We start from the raw sequence: 15503 nt of genomic DNA on the forward strand, positions 1-15503 counted from the left end.
GCGCAACGGGCCGCCTCGCAGGTGCAGCAAAGCCCCGGGCGATGCCACCGGAGCCGGTCGGAGCTTAGCTCAGCCGCAGGCCGAGCTGCTGGATCAAGCGGCGCTCCTCCTCCATCGTCTGGCGGACGAAGGCGGTGTAGTCGGCGCTGTTCTTGTAGTTGGGCTGCATGTCGAAGCGCTCGAGCACCGCGACATGCGAGGGGTCGCCGAGCGCCTCGCGGAAGGCGTCGTGCAGGACGCGCACCACGCCCGGGTCCATGTTCTTCGGGCCGGCCAGGCCGTAGGGGCTGATCGAGACGATGTCGATGCCGCTTTCCTTCAGCGTCGGCACGTTGGGGAAGCGCTTGGCGCGGCTCTCGCCCCAGGTGGCCAGCACGCGCACGCGGCCTTCCTCGGCCATCGGCACCCAGCCCGAGCTGTCCGCGGTGATCTGGATCTGGCCGCCCAGCAGGTTCTGCAGGTTCTCGGCCACGCCGCGGAAGGGGATGTGCGTCCATTCGATGCGCTGCATCTGCGCGATCTGCTCCATCGTCAGATGGAGCGAGGTGCCGACGCCGGGCGTGCCGTAGTTCAGCTTGCCGGGCTCGCGCCGCGCGGCGGCGATGAGGTCGGCGAGCGTCTGCCACGGCGCATCGTTGCGGACCACGATGCCGAAGAGATAGCCGGTGACGTGGATGACATAGGTGAAGTCGGTCAGCGGGTCGAACAGCGCGCGGCTGTTGAGCAGCGGCTGGCGGAAGACGCTGATGGGCATCTGACTGAGCGTGTAGCCATCCGGTGCCGCGGTCAGCAGGGCCTGGGCGCCGAGCACGCCGCCGGCCCCCGCGCGATTCTCCACCACGATGGGCTGGCCGAGCCGGCGCGAGGCCGCCTCGCAATAGGCGCGCATCTGCACATCGGTGGTGCCGCCCGCACCCCAGGGGACGATCATGCGGATCGGCCGGTTGGGGAAGTTCTGCTGGGCATAGGCGGGTGCGGCGAGCGCGGCGGCCCCGGGCAGGATCAGGGCGTGGCGGCGGGAGATGACGGGCATGGCTTTCCTCGGCTGTTCTTGCGCCCGTCTATCGCCCCCGTTCAGTCCATCCGCAAGCCCAGGCGGCGCACCGCCGCGCTTTCTTCCGCGTTGAGCCGCCTTGCGAAATCCGCATAGGCCTCGGGGTCCATGTAGCGCACGGGCATGTCGAAGCGCTCCAGCGTCGCCACATGCTGCGGGTCGAAAAGGGCGGGCTTGATCGCGTCATGCAGCGCGCGGACCACGCCCGGGTCCATGCCCTTGGGGCCGGCCAGGCCGAAGGGGCTGTCGGAGACGATGTCGATTCCGACTTCGCGCAGGGTGCGGACCTGGGGGAAGCGCTTGGCGCGCTCGGCACTCCAGACGATGAGGAGGCGGAAGCGCCCCTCCTGCACCATGGGCGCCCAGCCCGTGCTGTCCGCCACGCATTCGACCGAGCCCTGCAGCAGCGCCTGCGTCGTGTCCGCGCCGCCGCGGAAGGGCACGTGCAGGAACTCGATGCCGCGCTCGGCCGCGATGCGCTCCATGGTGATGTGCAGCGAGGAACCGACGCCGGGCGTGCCGTAGCTGACCTTGCCGGGATTTGCCTTCGCGTAGTCCAGGAACTCCTCCCAGGTCCGGTAGCGGCTGTCGGAGCGCACCACCACGCCGAAGACATAGCCGGTGAGGTGGATCACCCAGGTGAAGTCCGTCATCGGGTCGAAGGTCGGGCGGCGGGACATCGCCGGGATGCGGAAGATGGTCACCGGCATCTGGCCGATCAGGTGGCCATCGCCGCGCGGCTCCTGCGCGATCATGGCGGGGCCGAGCGTGCCCGAGGCGCCGGGCCGGTTCTCGACGATGACGGATTGGCCGAGGTTGCGGCCGGCGAGCTCGGCCAGCACGCGCAGATGCGTATCCGCCGAGCCACCCGGCAGCCAGGGGATGACGAGGCGGATCGGGCGATTGGGGAAGCCCTGCTGCGCCAGGGCGGGCGCGGCGAGGCTGGTGGCGAGGGGCAGGGCGAGGGCCGAGCGGCGCGTGAGCATGGCGTTTCCTGTTCTGGTTGGGGACAGCATGGCAAAGCCGGGGCCCGCTGGTCCACTGGAACCGCTTGCCCGGCTGGCGGCGCCCGGCTAATCGCGGCCGATCCGGAGAAGGAGGCCTTTTCATGCATCGCCGCGCCCTGTTCGCCGCCGCACCGATCTCCGCCGCCCTGGCCATCCCCAGCCGCGCGCGCGTGCAGGGCTTCGCCTTCATCCCGGATGACGCGCTGCTGCCGCTGCTGCGGGCGGGCGGGCTCAACCTCTATGTCCGCCACGCCATCACCGACCGCAGCCAGGTGGACACCGGCCGGCGCGGCGACCGCGCGGGCCAGCGCAACCTGAGCGAGGCCGGGCGCCAGCAGGCGACGCGGCTGGGCCAGGCCTTCCGCGTGCTGGAGATCCCGGTGCAGGAGGTGCTGACGAGCGAGGTCTTCCGCGCGCAGGACACGGCGGAGCTGGCCTTCGGCCGAGCCCGCGTGCGCGTGGAGCGGGACCTGATCGCCGATGACTACACGCCGGGCAGCGCGAGCGACGATGCGCGCGCCGTCTCGCGCCGCCTCGCGCAGCCGGTGGCGGGCGGCAACCGCGTGATGGTCGGCCATATCGTGCCGCTGGGCATGATCCTGGGCCGGGGCCTGGCGCAGCAGGAATTCCCGGAGGGCGCCGCGGGCGTCTTCCGCCCGCGCGGGGGCGACTGGGAGTTCCTGGGCTTCTTCCGCGCCGAGCAGCTGATCGCGCTGGCGCGGGTCTGAACCAGGCCCCCCGGGGGCCGTCCGCGAGGGCTGGGGCGCGGCACGCCGCGCCTTCCGCTTCCGCGCCGCGCCCGCGCGCATTATGGGTGGCGCATGGCGGCGTCCTCCCCCTTCACCACGCAACTGGCCGAGGATGAGACGCTCTCGCTCGGCGAGCAGGCCTTCCGGCAATTGCGGGATGCCATCATCCGCGGCGCCCTGCCGGCCGGCAGCAAGATTTCCGAGCGCGGGCTGGCGGCGCGCTTCGGCATGTCCGCCCAGCCCGTGCGCGAGGCGCTGCGCCGGCTGGAGCGCGAGGGCCTGGTGGTCACCCTGCCGCGCAGCGGGACGGTGGTGGCCGAGGTCGGGCCCGGGCAATTGGCCGAGCTGGGCCGCATCCGCGCGGCGCTGGAGGGTGTCGCCGCCGCGCTGGCGGCCGAACGGCTGGACGCGGCGGGCCTTGCCGCACTCGCCGCGCTGCTGCGCCGCATGGAGGCGGGGACCGAGGCGCGGGACAGCGCCGCGCTGGATGCGGCGAATGAGGAATTCCACGCGCTGATCCACGCGGCGGCGGGCAATGCCTTCCTGACGCGCTCGCTCACCTCGTTGCGCGCCTATGACCATGCGGGGCGGCACCGCGCGGTGGGCAGCACGCCGCGCGACCTGCCGAAATCGCTGGCCGAGCACAAGGCGATCGTCGCCGCCTTCAAGCGGCGCGACCCCGCCCTGGCCGAGGCGCGGATGCGCGGGCATGTCCTGCGCTCGCTGGTGACCAACGGCGTGCTGCCGGCGGGGGACAGGAAGCCGCGCTGAGGCGGGCCGAAGACTCGCGTTGACGCGCGGCCTCCGACTGGGTCAAGCTTGCAACTGCTATTGCAGTTGGTGCCCGGCCGTTCCGGTCCCCATCCGCTGTGGCGTCACGAGAGGTGCGCCAGCACCCGGCCCCGAGGAGAAGTCCATGTCCGCCCGACGCATTCTCACCGCCTGCGCGATGCTCGCCCTCGCCGCGCTGCCCGCCCTGCCTGCCGCCGCGCAGGAATGGCGCGGCTGGAACATCCATGCGGCCGACTACCCGAACGGCCAGGCCATGGATGCCTTCACCCGCATGGTGGGCGAGCGCAGCAACAACCGCATCCGCATGCGGACCTTCCATTCCGCGCAGCTCGGCCAGCAGGACGAGGCGATCCAGCAGATGCGCCTCGGCACCATCGACTTCGGCAATTTCAACCTCTCGCCCTTCAACAACCTGGCGGCGTCCACCAACGTCGTCACGCTGCCCTTCCTGTTCCGCGACGTGGGCCACATGCAGCGCGCCATTGATGGTGTCGCGGGCGAGGCGATCGCGCGGGAGCTGGAGGCGATCGGCATCATCGCGCTCGCCTGGTATGACGCGGGGGCGCGCAGCCTCTACACCACGCGGCCCGTGCGGACGCCCGCCGACCTGCGCGGCATGAAGATCCGCGTGCAGACCTCCGACCTTTGGATCGACCTGATGCGCGGGCTCGGCGCCAACCCGACGCCGCTGCCCTTCGGCGAGGTCTTCACCAGCCTGCAATCGGGCGTGATCGACGGCGCCGAGAACAACTGGCCGAGCTATGAAAGCACGCGCCATTTCGAGGTGGCGCGCTTCTTCACCACCACCGAGCATTCCAACGTGCCGGAGGTTCTGGCCGTCTCCCGCCAGCGCTGGCAGCGGATGAACGAGGCCGAGCGCAACATGATGCGCGAGGCCGCCCGCGAATCCGCCGCCCTGCAGCGCCGCCTCTGGGCCGAGCGGGAGATGGTGAGCCGCCAGCGCGTGGTGGCGGCGGGGGTCACGGTCATCGAGATCAATGACCGCAGCCCCTGGGCCGCGCTGATGGAGCCGGTCTACGCCAAATACGCGGCGACGCCGGCGCTGGCCGGCCTGGTCCGCAGCATCCGCGAGATGCGGTGAGCCGGCCGGTCCCGCCCGCGCTCGCGATCTTCTCGCGGGCGCTGGGCGCGCTGTCCTGGGTGACGGTCGCGCTGGCCGGCGTGGCGCTGGTGGTGCTGGTGGGCATGATGGGCTGGCTCGTCTTCGGCCGCTACGTGCTGAACGACACGCCGACCTGGATCGAGCGCGTGGCGACGCTGGCCATCCTCTCCATCGCCATGCCCGTCGCGGCGGTCGGCGTGCGCGAGCGCTTCCACCTCTCGGTGCTGGGCGTGCGCGAGGCGCTGCCGCGGGCCACGCAGCGCTGGGTGGCGCTGGGCTGTGACGTGCTGATGGGCGCCTTCGGCGCGGGCATGGCCTGGTGGTCGTGGGAGCTGGTCGAGATGGTGGGGCCCTTCAGGATTCCGCTGCTGGGCATCAGCCAGGGCTGGACCTATGCGCCGATGGTGGCGGGCGGCCTCCTGATGGTGCTCTTCGCGATCGAGCAGGTGCTGCTGGACATCTTCTCGCCCGAGGCGCCCGAGCAGCGCGGCGTCGCCGCCGCCTTCCTGGAGTAGCGCGCGTGGAACCGGGCCTTTTCCTGATCTTCGGCGTCTTCGCGCTCTGCCTCATGGCGGGCGTGCCGGTGGCCTTCTGCCTCGGCATCGCGGCGGTCGCGGGCTTCCTCTGGGAGGGGCTGAACCCCGCCGTCGCCTTCCAGCAGATGGCGAGCGGGATGAGCATCTTCTCGCTGCTCGCGATCCCCTTCTTCATCTTCGCGGGCGAGATCATGCTGCATGGCGGCATCGCGCGCCGGCTGGTCGCTCTCGCCTCGGCCGGGGTGGGCTGGATGCGCGGCGGGCTTGGCATGGTGGATGTCTCCACCTCCATGCTCTTCGGCGGCATCTCGGGCTCGGCGGTGGCGGACACCTCGGCCACCGGCACCATCCTGATCCCGGCCATGAAGGCCAAGGGCTACGGCACGGACTATGCCGTCTCGCTGACGGTGACGAGCAGCATCGCGGGCATCCTGATCCCGCCCAGCCACAACATGATCCTCTATTCGCTGGCGGCCGGCGGTGGGATTTCGGTCTCGGCGCTGTTCATCGCGGGCATCGTGCCCGGCCTCATGATGTGCCTGCTGCTGGCGTTGGCGGCCTATGTGATGGCGGTGCGGCGCGGCTATCCGGCCGAGGGCTGGAAGGGCTTCCGCCACCTGCTCTGGGCCTTCGTGGACGCGCTGCCCGGCCTGCTGACGGCCGTGATCATCCTGGGCGGCGTGCTCTCGGGCGTCTTCACCGTGACCGAGAGTGCCGCCTTCGGCACCATCTGGGCGCTGCTGGTCACGCTGCTGGTCTATCGCGCGCTGCCCTGGGGGAGCTTCGTCCTCGCCGTCCGCACCAGCGTGCGGACCACGGCGGTGGTCTTCCTGCTGGTGGGCACGGCGACCGCCTTCGCCTGGCTGCTGGCCATGTACCGGCTGCCGGAATTGCTGACCGACGGCATGCTCGCCATCAGCGGCAATCCCATCGTCATCCTGCTGCTGATCAATCTCTGCCTGCTGCTGATGGGCTGCGTGATGGACATGGCGGCGCTGATCCTCATCACCACGCCGATCTTCCTGCCCGTGGTCGTCGCCATCGGGATGGACCCCGTGCAGTTCGGCATGGTGATGATGATGAATCTCGGCCTCGGGCTCACCACACCGCCCGTGGGGGCGGTGCTCTTCGTCGGCTGCGCCATCGGGCAGATCCGCATCGAGGAGGTGATGCGGACCATCTGGCCCTTCTGGGGCGCCATCCTGGTGGCGCTGGCGCTCACCACCTACTGGCCGGCCGTCTCCCTCACCCTGCCCAGGCTGCTGCTGGGCTATGGGGGCTGAGGCGCGTCAGGCAGGCGGGTGGAAGCTCGCCGCCAGTTCCCGCAGCACCTTGTTCTCGCTGTCCGAGATGGGCGAGGTGAGGCCAAGGAAGCTGCCGGTCGCCGACGCCACCTTGTGCGCCTGGGCGAGCACGCTCGATTCCAGCGAGCGACGCTCCTCCGGCGTCAGCGTGTGGGTGAGGGCGGCGACGTAGTCCTTCCAGGCCTGGAAGAGCGCCGGGGCCGGGCGGGTGTGCAGCCAGGCCTCCAGCAATTCCAGCGCCGGGCCACCCTGCTGCAGCCCCGCCTCCTTCGCGCCGGCCAGGATGGCGCGGTGCTCCTCGGCCGAGATGGCGCCATCCGCCCAGGCGACCAGCACCATGGGAACGAGGGTGAGGGCGGCGAGCGTGCCGGTGCCGATCTGCAGGGCCATCAGCCGCGCCAGCACCGCGTCATCCACGATGCCGGTGGCGGCCATCAGCGCCTCCTTGCGGAACTTCTCCGCATCGGCCTGCAGCATGCGCTGGCGCAGCTCCTCATTGTGGCGGGCGAAGAAGGCCTCCTCCAGCCCGGCGCGGCGGCTGGCGAGAATGCTTTCGGACATCGCGGATCCTCCATGTGTTCGGAATGCGACCATATCGCCCGTCACCAGCCCCGGAGGTTATGATTTGGCGCAAGGCGGGCTCAGCCCGGCGCCACCACCGAGGCCAGCCGGATGCCGTGCCGCGCCATGGAATCCGCGAGGAAGCCCGAGCGCGTCATCTCGGCCATGAAGGCGATGACCCAGGCGAGGGCGGCCGGATCGCGCCCGCCCGCGAGGCCCATCGCGTATTGCACCGCGTGGAAGCGGCCGGGCAGCATGCGAAGGCCGCCGAAGCGCGCCGCATCGGCCTCGAGCTGCTGGCGCACGCCGGCCGCGACATCGATGTTCTGGCGCAGGAATTCCTCCACCACGCGCGGCGAGGTGGCGACGCGGACCAGCGTCGCGTCGCGGATCTCGCGGCGGAGGTAGATGTCGTAGACGCTGTTGAAGCCGACGGCGATGCGGATGCCGCGCTGGTCCACCTCCTCATTGGTGGTGATGGGCGAGTGCTCCCGCACCAGGAAGGTGCCCTCCACCTCGATGAAGGGCGGCGTCAGGTCCACGCCCTGGCCGCGGGTGGAATCCACCGCGAAGAAGCCGATGTCGCCCTCCTCGCCGCGCAGCAGCTCCAGGCTGCGCCCGGGCGAGGCGACGGTGATCACCTCCAGCGGCAGGCCGAGGCGGCGGGCCAGCTCCCGGACGAGGTCGAGGCCCACGCCATGCGCCTCGGTCTCGCGCGGGCGGCGGTGGGCCAGCAGCGGATTGCCGAGGTTGATGACGGCGCGCAGCGTGCCCGTCGGCGCGATCTGCCGGCCAAGGGCCACCGTGTCCTGCGCGCGGGCGGGCAAGCCGAGGAGAGCGGGCAGCGCCAGGATGGTGCGACGACGGATCATGCGCGAGCCCCCATTCCCAAAGTCGGACGGTGTTTCATGCTGGGAGGGCAAATGGTGCCCGGGGGCGGAATCGAACCACCGACACTGCGATTTTCAGTCGCATGCTCTACCAACTGAGCTACCCGGGCGCGCTTGGTGGGCGGGTGATAGCGAAGCGGGCGCTGCCTGTCCAGCCGGGGTCACCGCTCTTCTTCCTGGTCCTCGGGCTCGACGGCGGGGACGCTGTAGCTCTCGGTCAGCCAGCGGCCGAGATCCACCTGGCGGCAGCGCTCGGAGCAGAAGGGGAAGGCGCCACGCCGGCCCGGCTCACGCGGGGCGGCAGGTCGGCGGCAGATCGGGCAGCGGGGCTCAGGCATCGGCATTCCAGGGGGCGATCCCGGGGCTGGGGGCGGGGCGCAGCGTGAGGGCATGGCCCGCGCGCTCGGTGAATTCGGCCAGCGCGCCCGGCAGGGATTCCAGCGCGGCGAGCAGCGCGGGCGGCGCTTCCAGGGCCAGGCGCTGGCCCGGGTTGGCCGCCGACTCGCGCGCGGCCTGGCGCAGCAGGGCCAGGCCCTGCGCGAGGGCACGGTCGGCCAGCACCTCATGCAGCGGCGGATGGATGCGCGCGCGCCGCAATTCGAACAGGCCGAGGGGGCCCAGGCCCAGCACCTGCGTCAGCCCGTCCGGCCCGCAGGCGCTGCGCAATTCGGGCTCCAGCGCCGCGCGCTGCTTCACCGAAAGCCCCGCGAGGTCGAGCAGGATGGGGCCGGCGAGGTCGCGCAGGCGAAGCTGGCGGGCGAATTCGGGGATGGCCAGGCGGTTCACCTCGCGCGGGTCGGCGCCGCCGGAATCGACATCCACGGCGGTGAGCGCGGGCAGGGGCGAGATGATGAGGCGCCCGCCGCCGGGCAGCGCCCATTCGAGCTCGGCCAGGCGCGCGACCTCCTCCTCCAGCGCCTCGTCGAAGGCCTCGGGCTGGAGCAGGACGCGCCCGGCGCCGAGGGCGGCGCGCAGCCGCGCCGCCTCGGCCGGGTCATCGGTGACGATTCGCGCCTCGGGGTGGGTGGCGGCCCAGCGCAGCGCGGCATCGGGGCCGCGGGCCAGCAGGCCCATCTCGCCGGGCGATTGCGGCGTGCGGGCGGAAAGCCGCGGGCCCTTGCCGCCCTGGCCGGCGCGCGTCACGCGCAGCGTCAGGATGGTGCCCTCGGGCGGCAGCTTGCGGCCCTCGCATTCGCTCTCGGGCAGGAAGCCGCTTTCGCCCGGCGCCCAGGGGGGCGGCAGCGCCACGAAGGCGCCGGCCAGCGCCGGCATGGCGGCCGCGATGCGCCCGCGCAGGATGTCCCCCACGCCATCGGGCCGCGCGGGGCGCTCCAGCCGGTAGGCGATGAGTTCGCCGTCGCTCAGCAGCGCCACCCGCCGCTCGCCCGGCGAGCGCGCGAGGCGGATCTGCTTCATGGCTTCAGCCAGCCGCAGCCCCGCAGGAGCTGCGCCGTCTCGAAGAGGGGCAGGCCCACGACGTTGGAGTGGCTGCCCGAGAGGAAGCGGACGAACATCTCGGCCGCACCCTGGATGGCATAGCCGCCCGCCTTGCCCTGCCACTCGCCCGACTCGACATAGGCCGTGACCTGTTGGTCCGTCAGGCGCTGGAAGGCAAGGATGGTGCTCACCAGGCGATGCGTGATGCGCCCATCCGGGTGGCGCAGGGCGACGCCGGTATGCACCTGATGCCGCCGGCCCGAGAGGAGCTCGAGGAAGCGGCGCGCCTCGGCCGCATCGGCGGGCTTGCCCAGGATGCGGCGGCCCACGCCCACCACCGTGTCGGCGGCGAGGATCAAGGCGCCGGGCGCATCGGCGGCCGCGGCCTTGGCGCAGGCGAGGCGAAGAGCCAGCTGCCGCGGCAATTCCGCGCGCCTGGGCGTTTCATCGATGTCGGTGGGGGCTACGCGGGCCGGCACGATGCCGATCCGGGCCAGGAGCTCGATCCGGCGCGGGCTGGCCGAGGCGAGGACCAGCGGGGCGAGGACCAGCGGGGGCCGCTCGCCTGGGGTGGTCACGGAGGGGACGCCTTTACTTGAAGCGGAAGGTGATGCGGCCCTTGGTCAGGTCGTAGGGCGTCATCTCGACATTCACGCGGTCCCCGGCGAGGACGCGGATGCGGTTCTTGCGCATCTTCCCCGAGGTGTGGGCGAGCACCATGTGCTCATTGTCCAGCTTCACGCGGAACATCGCGTTGGGCAGGAGTTCAACGACCTGGCCGCTGAACTCGATCATATCCTCTTTCGACATTCGGATCCTTTGGTGGGTTCGTGCCTGGGCGCATGCGCATGCGCCGCGGGCAACCCCCGGCGCTGGTGGCCCGGTGAATGCGCCCGGAATGAGGCAACGTCAAGCTTTGGCGGGATGGACGCAGGCGCCGGGCCGGGGCCAAGCTCCGGGAAAGAGAGGGAGGAACACGCCATGGCGCTGATGGCTGCCGAGCGGATCGAGATCCAGGTCCTGGTGGACAATGTGCTGGACATGCTCTCCAGCACGCCGCGCTTCGTGACGCGGGAGACGCAGCAATTGCTGCGGCGGGGGATGAAGCGCACCACCGGCGGCGCGCTGTGCTGCGCGAGCCATGGGCTTTCCCTGCTGGTCACGGCGCATGGCCCGAACGGCCCGCGCACCATGCTGTTCGACGGCGGGCCGGTGGACATGACCTTCGAGCGCAACGCCACCCGCCTCGGCGTGGATTTCGCCGCGATCGAGGCGGTGATGCTGAGCCATGGCCATTGGGACCATGCGGGCGGGCTGCCCCAGGCCTTCGCCATGATCCAGGCGGCGACGCCCGGCCGCCGCGTGCCGCTCTACCTGCATCCCGGCATGTTCCGTGAGCGCGGCATGCGCCAGGGCGATGGCGGGGTGCTGCCGATGGACTACATCCCGAGCCCCGCGCAATGGGCCGAAATGGGCGCGGAACCCGTGGTGACGGCCGAGGCGCGGACGCTGCTGGACGACCTCTTCTACGTCAGCGCCGAGATCCCGCGCGTGACGCCCTATGAGCGCGGCCTCCCCGGCCAGGTGGTGCGCGACGCGGAAGGCAGCCCCTGGGTCGCGGATGAGGCGCTGATGGATGAGCGCTTCCTGGCCGTGCGCCTCGCGGGGCAGGGGATCGTGGTGTTTTCCGCCTGCTCGCATGCGGGGGTGGTGAATGTGCTGCACGCGGCCCGGGCCGCCTTTCCGGGCGAGCGGCTGTTCGCGGTGATGGGCGGCTTCCACCTCTCGGGCGAGAACGAGAAGATCATCCCCGAGACGGTGGCGGACATCAGCGGGTTCGACCTGCCGCTGGTGATTCCGGCGCATTGCACGGGATGGCGGGCGGTGAATGCGCTGGAGCGGGAGATGGGGCCCAAGGTGGTGCCGGCGGCGGTGGGCAAGCTGTTCACGCTGACGGCGGGAATGTGAGAGGTGCCGCAGTGGTCCGGGGAGCCCGTGGCTCCCCAATGTTATTGACTTTTATCCTAGGAATATGCGACCAATGCGGCTTTACCCACCCGGTTGCGGCGGCGCCGTCGCTTCGGCCGGGTTGGGTTCGACACCCTTGCCTTCCGCCACCAGACGCTGCGCCAGCCGGAGCACATCGAGCGGGATTCCCGCGGTCTTCGCCTGCAACTCCAACGACACCAGCCGGGCGGGGAAGAGCCAGAGCGCGCCTTTCACCACGTTGAGCTTGAAGTGGCTGGGGTAGTCCAGCTCGGCCATGATGCGCTTGGGCAGGGTCAGCTGGTTCTTCGAGGTGACCTTGACGGTGATGTGGGCCATTTGTCCGAAAGCTCCGTTGAGGGCCCCGGAAAGATAGCAAGATGGTAAGGCAGTAAGGAAGAGAAAATTCCTAATTTGCCAGGGTGCAGGGAGCAAGCTCCCTGCCGGAGTTTAAGGGGCGGAGCCCCTTAGCTGGCCCCGTTCAAGATGCGCGCGAGCGCCTCATCCCGCCCCAACGCGAACAGCGTCAGGTCAATCGGCGGCGACATGGTGCTGCCGGTGAGTGCGACGCGCAGCGGCTGCGCCACATCCTTCAGCTTCACGCCCTTCACATCGGCGTAGTCGCGCAGCCAGTGTTCCAGGTCCGCCCGCTCCCACGGCGCGGCCGAGAGGAATTCGGCGAGGTCGGCGAGGCGCGCCTTGGCGTCCTGCGTCAACAGCGCGGCGGATTTCGCATCCGCCTCGGGCGCGCCATCGGTCACCGCGAAGGCGGCGGAGGCCGCGAGCTCGGCGAGGTTCTTCGCGCGTTCCTGCAGGGCGGGCAGCAGCAGCTTGAGGCGCGCGATCTTCTCCGTGCCGAAGAGCTCGCCCTGGGCCTGCAGCCGGTGCAGCACATCGGGCAGCAGGGCGGCCGGGTCGGCCTGGCGCAGATAGACGCCGTTCACATGCTCCAGCTTCTTGTAGTCCATGCGGGAGGCGGCGCGGCCGACATCCTTGAGGTCGAAGATCTTCTCGGCCCGCTCGCGGGGGATGATCTCCTCATCGCCATGGCCCCAGCCCAGGCGCAGCAGGTAGTTGCACACGGCCTCCGGCAGCAGCCCCTGGTCGCGGAAGTCGAGCACGGAGACGGCGCCGTGCCGCTTGCTGAGCTTGGCGCCATCCGCGCCATGGATCAGCGGGATGTGGCCGAAGCGCGGGCGGTGCCAGCCCATCGCGTCATAGACCATGCATTGGCGGAAGGTGTTGGTCAGGTGGTCATCGCCGCGGATGACGTGGGTGATGCCCATGTCGTGGTCATCCACCACGACCGCGTGCAGATAGGTGGGCGTGCCGTCGGAGCGGAGGATGATCATGTCATCCAGCTCGGTGTTCACGACGGTGACGCGGCCCTGCACCTCATCCTCCACCACCGTCTCGCCCTCGCGGGGCGCCTTGAGGCGGATGGCGAAGGGCTTGCCGGCCTCGGCGGGGCCGGGCTCGCGGTCGCGCCAGGTGCCGTCGTAGCGGGGCGGGCGCTTCTCGGCGATGGCGCGCTCGCGCATCGCGACAAGCTCCTCCGGCGTCTCATAGGCGCGGTAGGCCTTTCCGGCGGCGAGGAGTTCATGCGCCACCTCGGCGTGGCGCGCCTCGCGCTGCGATTGGAAAACGGGCGGCTCATCCGGGCTGAGGCCGAGCCAGGCGAGCGATTCCAGGATCTGGTCCACCGCTTCCTGCGTGCTGCGGGCGCGGTCGGTGTCCTCGATGCGGAGCAGGTAGGCGCCGCCATGCCGGCGGGCGAAGAGCGCGTTGAACAGCGCGGTGCGGGCGCCCCCGATATGGAGGTAGCCGGTGGGCGAGGGGGCGAAGCGGGTGCGAACGGTCATGCCCCTTCATATCACGGCGCTGGACGGCGGGTGAGGGGTGGTGCTCCCTTGCTTGTGGATGCGTGCCGCGATTCAACCCTGGGTCATCAGCCGGCTGGAGGCCGAGGCCGGGCGGCTCGCGCTCTGGTTGCCGGTGGCGCTGGGCGTGGGGGTGCTGCTGTATTTCGCGCCCCGCTTCGAGCCGCCGTTGTGGTGGGGCGTGGCCGGGCTGGTGCCGCTGGCGCTGGCGGTCTGGTTGCGGGCCTCGCGGCCGCTGCTGGCCTGGGCGGTGCTGCTGCTGGCGGCGGTGGCGGCGGGTTTCGCGCTCGTCGCCTGGCATGCCGGCCGCGCGGCACCCCCGCTGGAACCGCCGCGCGGTGCGGTGCAGCTCAGCGGCACGGTGGTGGAGGTGGACCCGCTGCCGGGCGGGCTGCGCCTGACGTTGGCCGGGGCGCGCTGGGCGGAGGGGATGGCGCCGGCCGCGCGGCTGATCCGCGTGCGGCTGCGCGGGAATGATCCGGCGCGGCCCGAGCCCGGCGATGCGGTGAGCCTGCGCGCCCTGGTGCGCCCGCCGCCGCCGCCCGCCTATCCCGGCGCCTGGGATTTCCAGCGCGCCGCCTTCTTCGACGGGCTTGGCGGCTCGGGCTTCGCGCTCGGGCCGGTCGAGATCACGGCGCAGGGCGGCGCGACCCCGCCGCTCTCGGGCCTGCGCGCGCGCATCGAGGCACGGGTGATGGCCGCCCTGCCGGGGCCGGTCGGCGCCGTCGCGGCCGCGCTGCTGACCGGCGGGCAGAGCGGCATCCCACCCGAGGCGATGCAGGCCATGCGGGATTCGGGCCTGGCGCATCTGCTTTCCGTCTCGGGGCTGCACATCGCGATCGTGATGGGGCTGGTCTTCGCGGTGGTGCGCGGCGGCCTCGCGCTGTGGCCGGGTTTCGCGCTGCGCCTCGGCACCAAGCCATGGGCGGCGCTGGCGGCGCTGGCGGCGGGCGGCTTCTACATGGTTCTCACCGGCAGCCAGGTGCCGATGCAGCGCAGCTTCGCCATGGCCGCGCTGGTCACGCTGGCGCTGCTGGCGGGGCGGCGCGCGTTGAGCCCGCGCGTGCTGGCCTTCGCGGCGGTGGCGGTGCTGCTGGTGCAACCGGCCGCGATCCTCGGGCCCTCCTTCCAGATGAGCTTCGCGGCGGTCCTCGCCCTGATCGCGGGGTTCGAGGCGACGCGGCCGTGGCTGATGGGGGGTGCCGCGCCCCGCCCGCTCTGGCAGCGCGCGGCGCTGCTGCTGGCCGGCACGGTGCTGACCTCGGTGATCGCGGGCCTCGCGACCACGCCTTTCGGCCTGCACCATTTCGGCCGGGTGCAGGTCTATGGGGTGGCGGCCAATGCGCTGGCCGTGCCGCTGACGAGCTTCCTCGTGATGCCGGCGGGCATGGCCGCGCTGCTGCTGATGCCCTTCGGCGGTGAGGGGCTGGCGCTCGGCGTGATGGGCTGGGGCATCGCGGGCATCCTCGCTGTCGCGCGCGAGGTGGCGGGATGGCCCGGGGCGGCGCTGGCGATGGCGCCGCTGCCCGGGTTGGCGCTCGGCGCCATCGCCTTCGGCTTCTGCTGGCTCTGCCTCTGGCGCACGCGCTGGCGGCTGCTGGGGCTGGCGCCCATGGCGCTGGGGCTTGCGGCCTGGGGCTGGGCCGGCCTGCCCGCCGCCCTGGCCGCGGGCGATGGCCGGCTCTACGCCTTCCAGGTGGCGGGCGAGGTGTTCCTGGAGCGCCGCCCCGGCGCCTCGCGCTTCACGGGCGAGGCCTGGCTGCGCGGCCTGGGTGACGAGGCCGCGACGCCCCTGCCGCCGGAGGGTGAACTGGCCAGCGGGCGCATCGCCTGCACGCCGGCGTCCTGCCTGCTGCACGATGCATCCGGCGCGGCCGCCGTCCTGCTGCTGCGCCCCGCACCGCCGCCGCGCGGCCAGCGCCCGGCACCCGATTTCCGGCGCGGCCCGCACCCGGCCTGCGGCACGGCCCCCGTGCTGCTCTCGCCCGAGCCGATCCGCGGCGACTGCCCGGGCAGCGTGGTGGTGGATCGCTTCTCGGTCTGGCGGGACGGCGCGCATGCCGTCTGGCTCGACCCGCCGCGCGTGGTCTCGGACCGGGCGTGGCGGGGCGACCGGCCTTGGGTGCCGCCGCGCCCCACGCCGCGCGGCGTGGGGCAGGAGCCGATGGCCGAGACGGAGTGAGG

17 protein-coding genes and 1 tRNA gene are annotated in these 15503 nt (G+C 71.8%); 7 read left to right on the forward strand and 11 right to left on the reverse strand.

What is annotated here, in order from left to right; genetic code table 11:
- Positions 1-64: 64 nt before the first annotated feature.
- Together R9Z33_RS10235 and R9Z33_RS10240 are read right to left on the reverse strand one after the other, a co-directional pair.
- Complete coding sequence (locus R9Z33_RS10235; protein ID WP_318651194.1) at positions 65-1033, reverse strand: tripartite tricarboxylate transporter substrate binding protein; 969 nt, start codon at positions 1031-1033, stop codon at positions 65-67.
- A gap of 41 nt (positions 1034-1074) precedes the next feature.
- Positions 1075-2040: a Bug family tripartite tricarboxylate transporter substrate binding protein gene (locus R9Z33_RS10240; RefSeq protein WP_318651195.1), complete on the reverse strand. Its 966-nt coding sequence runs from the start codon at positions 2038-2040 to the stop codon at positions 1075-1077.
- A gap of 122 nt (positions 2041-2162) precedes the next feature.
- Between R9Z33_RS10240 and R9Z33_RS10245 the strand changes: the two genes are divergently transcribed.
- From R9Z33_RS10245 to R9Z33_RS10265, 5 genes are all read left to right on the forward strand, one after another.
- Positions 2163-2789: a histidine phosphatase family protein gene (locus R9Z33_RS10245; protein ID WP_318651196.1), complete on the forward strand. Its 627-nt coding sequence runs from the start codon at positions 2163-2165 to the stop codon at positions 2787-2789.
- Positions 2790-2882: 93 nt separating this feature from the next.
- Entirely contained in the window at positions 2883-3581 is a 699-nt protein-coding gene (locus tag R9Z33_RS10250; protein WP_318651197.1) for a GntR family transcriptional regulator, read from the forward strand.
- Between the two features lie 145 nt (positions 3582-3726).
- Positions 3727-4704: a TRAP transporter substrate-binding protein gene (locus tag R9Z33_RS10255; protein ID WP_318651198.1), complete on the forward strand. Its 978-nt coding sequence runs from the start codon at positions 3727-3729 to the stop codon at positions 4702-4704.
- On the forward strand, positions 4701-5240 hold the full coding sequence (locus R9Z33_RS10260) for a TRAP transporter small permease (protein ID WP_318651199.1): 540 nt from the start codon (positions 4701-4703) through the stop codon (positions 5238-5240). Before R9Z33_RS10255 ends, R9Z33_RS10260 begins: the two co-directional genes overlap by 4 nt.
- A 5-nt stretch (positions 5241-5245) precedes the next feature.
- Positions 5246-6544, forward strand: a complete 1299-nt coding sequence (locus R9Z33_RS10265; RefSeq protein ID WP_318651200.1) for a TRAP transporter large permease — start codon at positions 5246-5248, stop codon at positions 6542-6544.
- Positions 6545-6550: 6 nt separating this feature from the next.
- On the opposite strand, the gene R9Z33_RS10270 is transcribed toward R9Z33_RS10265, so the two are convergent.
- The 7 genes from R9Z33_RS10270 to infA form a co-directional block, all read right to left on the reverse strand.
- Entirely contained in the window at positions 6551-7126 is a 576-nt protein-coding gene (locus R9Z33_RS10270; RefSeq protein WP_318651201.1) for a hypothetical protein, read from the reverse strand.
- An 80-nt stretch (positions 7127-7206) separates the two neighbouring features.
- A complete protein-coding gene (locus R9Z33_RS10275) occupies positions 7207-7998 on the reverse strand; it encodes a transporter substrate-binding domain-containing protein (RefSeq protein WP_318651202.1) in 792 nt (263 codons plus the stop codon).
- 52 nt (positions 7999-8050) lie between these two features.
- Positions 8051-8126: transfer RNA gene (locus R9Z33_RS10280), tRNA-Phe, on the reverse strand.
- Between the two features lie 51 nt (positions 8127-8177).
- On the reverse strand, positions 8178-8354 hold the full coding sequence (locus tag R9Z33_RS10285) for a DNA gyrase inhibitor YacG (protein WP_318651203.1): 177 nt from the start codon (positions 8352-8354) through the stop codon (positions 8178-8180).
- Positions 8347-9432: a ribonuclease E/G gene (locus R9Z33_RS10290; RefSeq protein WP_318651204.1), complete on the reverse strand. Its 1086-nt coding sequence runs from the start codon at positions 9430-9432 to the stop codon at positions 8347-8349. Before R9Z33_RS10290 ends, R9Z33_RS10285 begins: the two co-directional genes overlap by 8 nt.
- Complete coding sequence (locus R9Z33_RS10295; RefSeq protein WP_318651205.1) at positions 9429-10031, reverse strand: Maf family protein; 603 nt, start codon at positions 10029-10031, stop codon at positions 9429-9431. Before R9Z33_RS10295 ends, R9Z33_RS10290 begins: the two co-directional genes overlap by 4 nt.
- Before the next feature lie 13 nt (positions 10032-10044).
- Positions 10045-10263 (reverse strand): translation initiation factor IF-1, encoded by a 219-nt coding sequence (gene infA, locus R9Z33_RS10300; RefSeq protein ID WP_007003972.1) that lies wholly within the window; start codon positions 10261-10263, stop codon positions 10045-10047.
- A 171-nt stretch (positions 10264-10434) separates the two neighbouring features.
- Between infA and R9Z33_RS10305 the strand changes: the two genes are divergently transcribed.
- Positions 10435-11421, forward strand: a complete 987-nt coding sequence (locus tag R9Z33_RS10305) for an MBL fold metallo-hydrolase (protein ID WP_318651206.1) — start codon at positions 10435-10437, stop codon at positions 11419-11421.
- Positions 11422-11502: 81 nt separating this feature from the next.
- Here the strand turns inward: R9Z33_RS10305 and R9Z33_RS10310 are convergent, their stop codons facing one another.
- Together R9Z33_RS10310 and gltX are read right to left on the reverse strand one after the other, a co-directional pair.
- Entirely contained in the window at positions 11503-11778 is a 276-nt protein-coding gene (locus R9Z33_RS10310; RefSeq protein ID WP_318651207.1) for a hypothetical protein, read from the reverse strand.
- 128 nt (positions 11779-11906) lie between these two features.
- A complete protein-coding gene (gene gltX, locus R9Z33_RS10315) occupies positions 11907-13301 on the reverse strand; it encodes a glutamate--tRNA ligase (protein WP_318651208.1) in 1395 nt (464 codons plus the stop codon).
- A 58-nt stretch (positions 13302-13359) separates the two neighbouring features.
- On the opposite strand from gltX, the gene R9Z33_RS10320 reads away from it, so the two are divergent.
- Positions 13360-15501 (forward strand): ComEC/Rec2 family competence protein, encoded by a 2142-nt coding sequence (locus tag R9Z33_RS10320; RefSeq protein ID WP_318651209.1) that lies wholly within the window; start codon positions 13360-13362, stop codon positions 15499-15501.
- Positions 15502-15503 lie beyond the last annotated feature (2 nt).

Source organism: Sediminicoccus rosea, from assembly GCF_033547095.1.
Taxonomy (GTDB): domain Bacteria; phylum Pseudomonadota; class Alphaproteobacteria; order Acetobacterales; family Acetobacteraceae; genus Roseococcus; species Roseococcus rosea.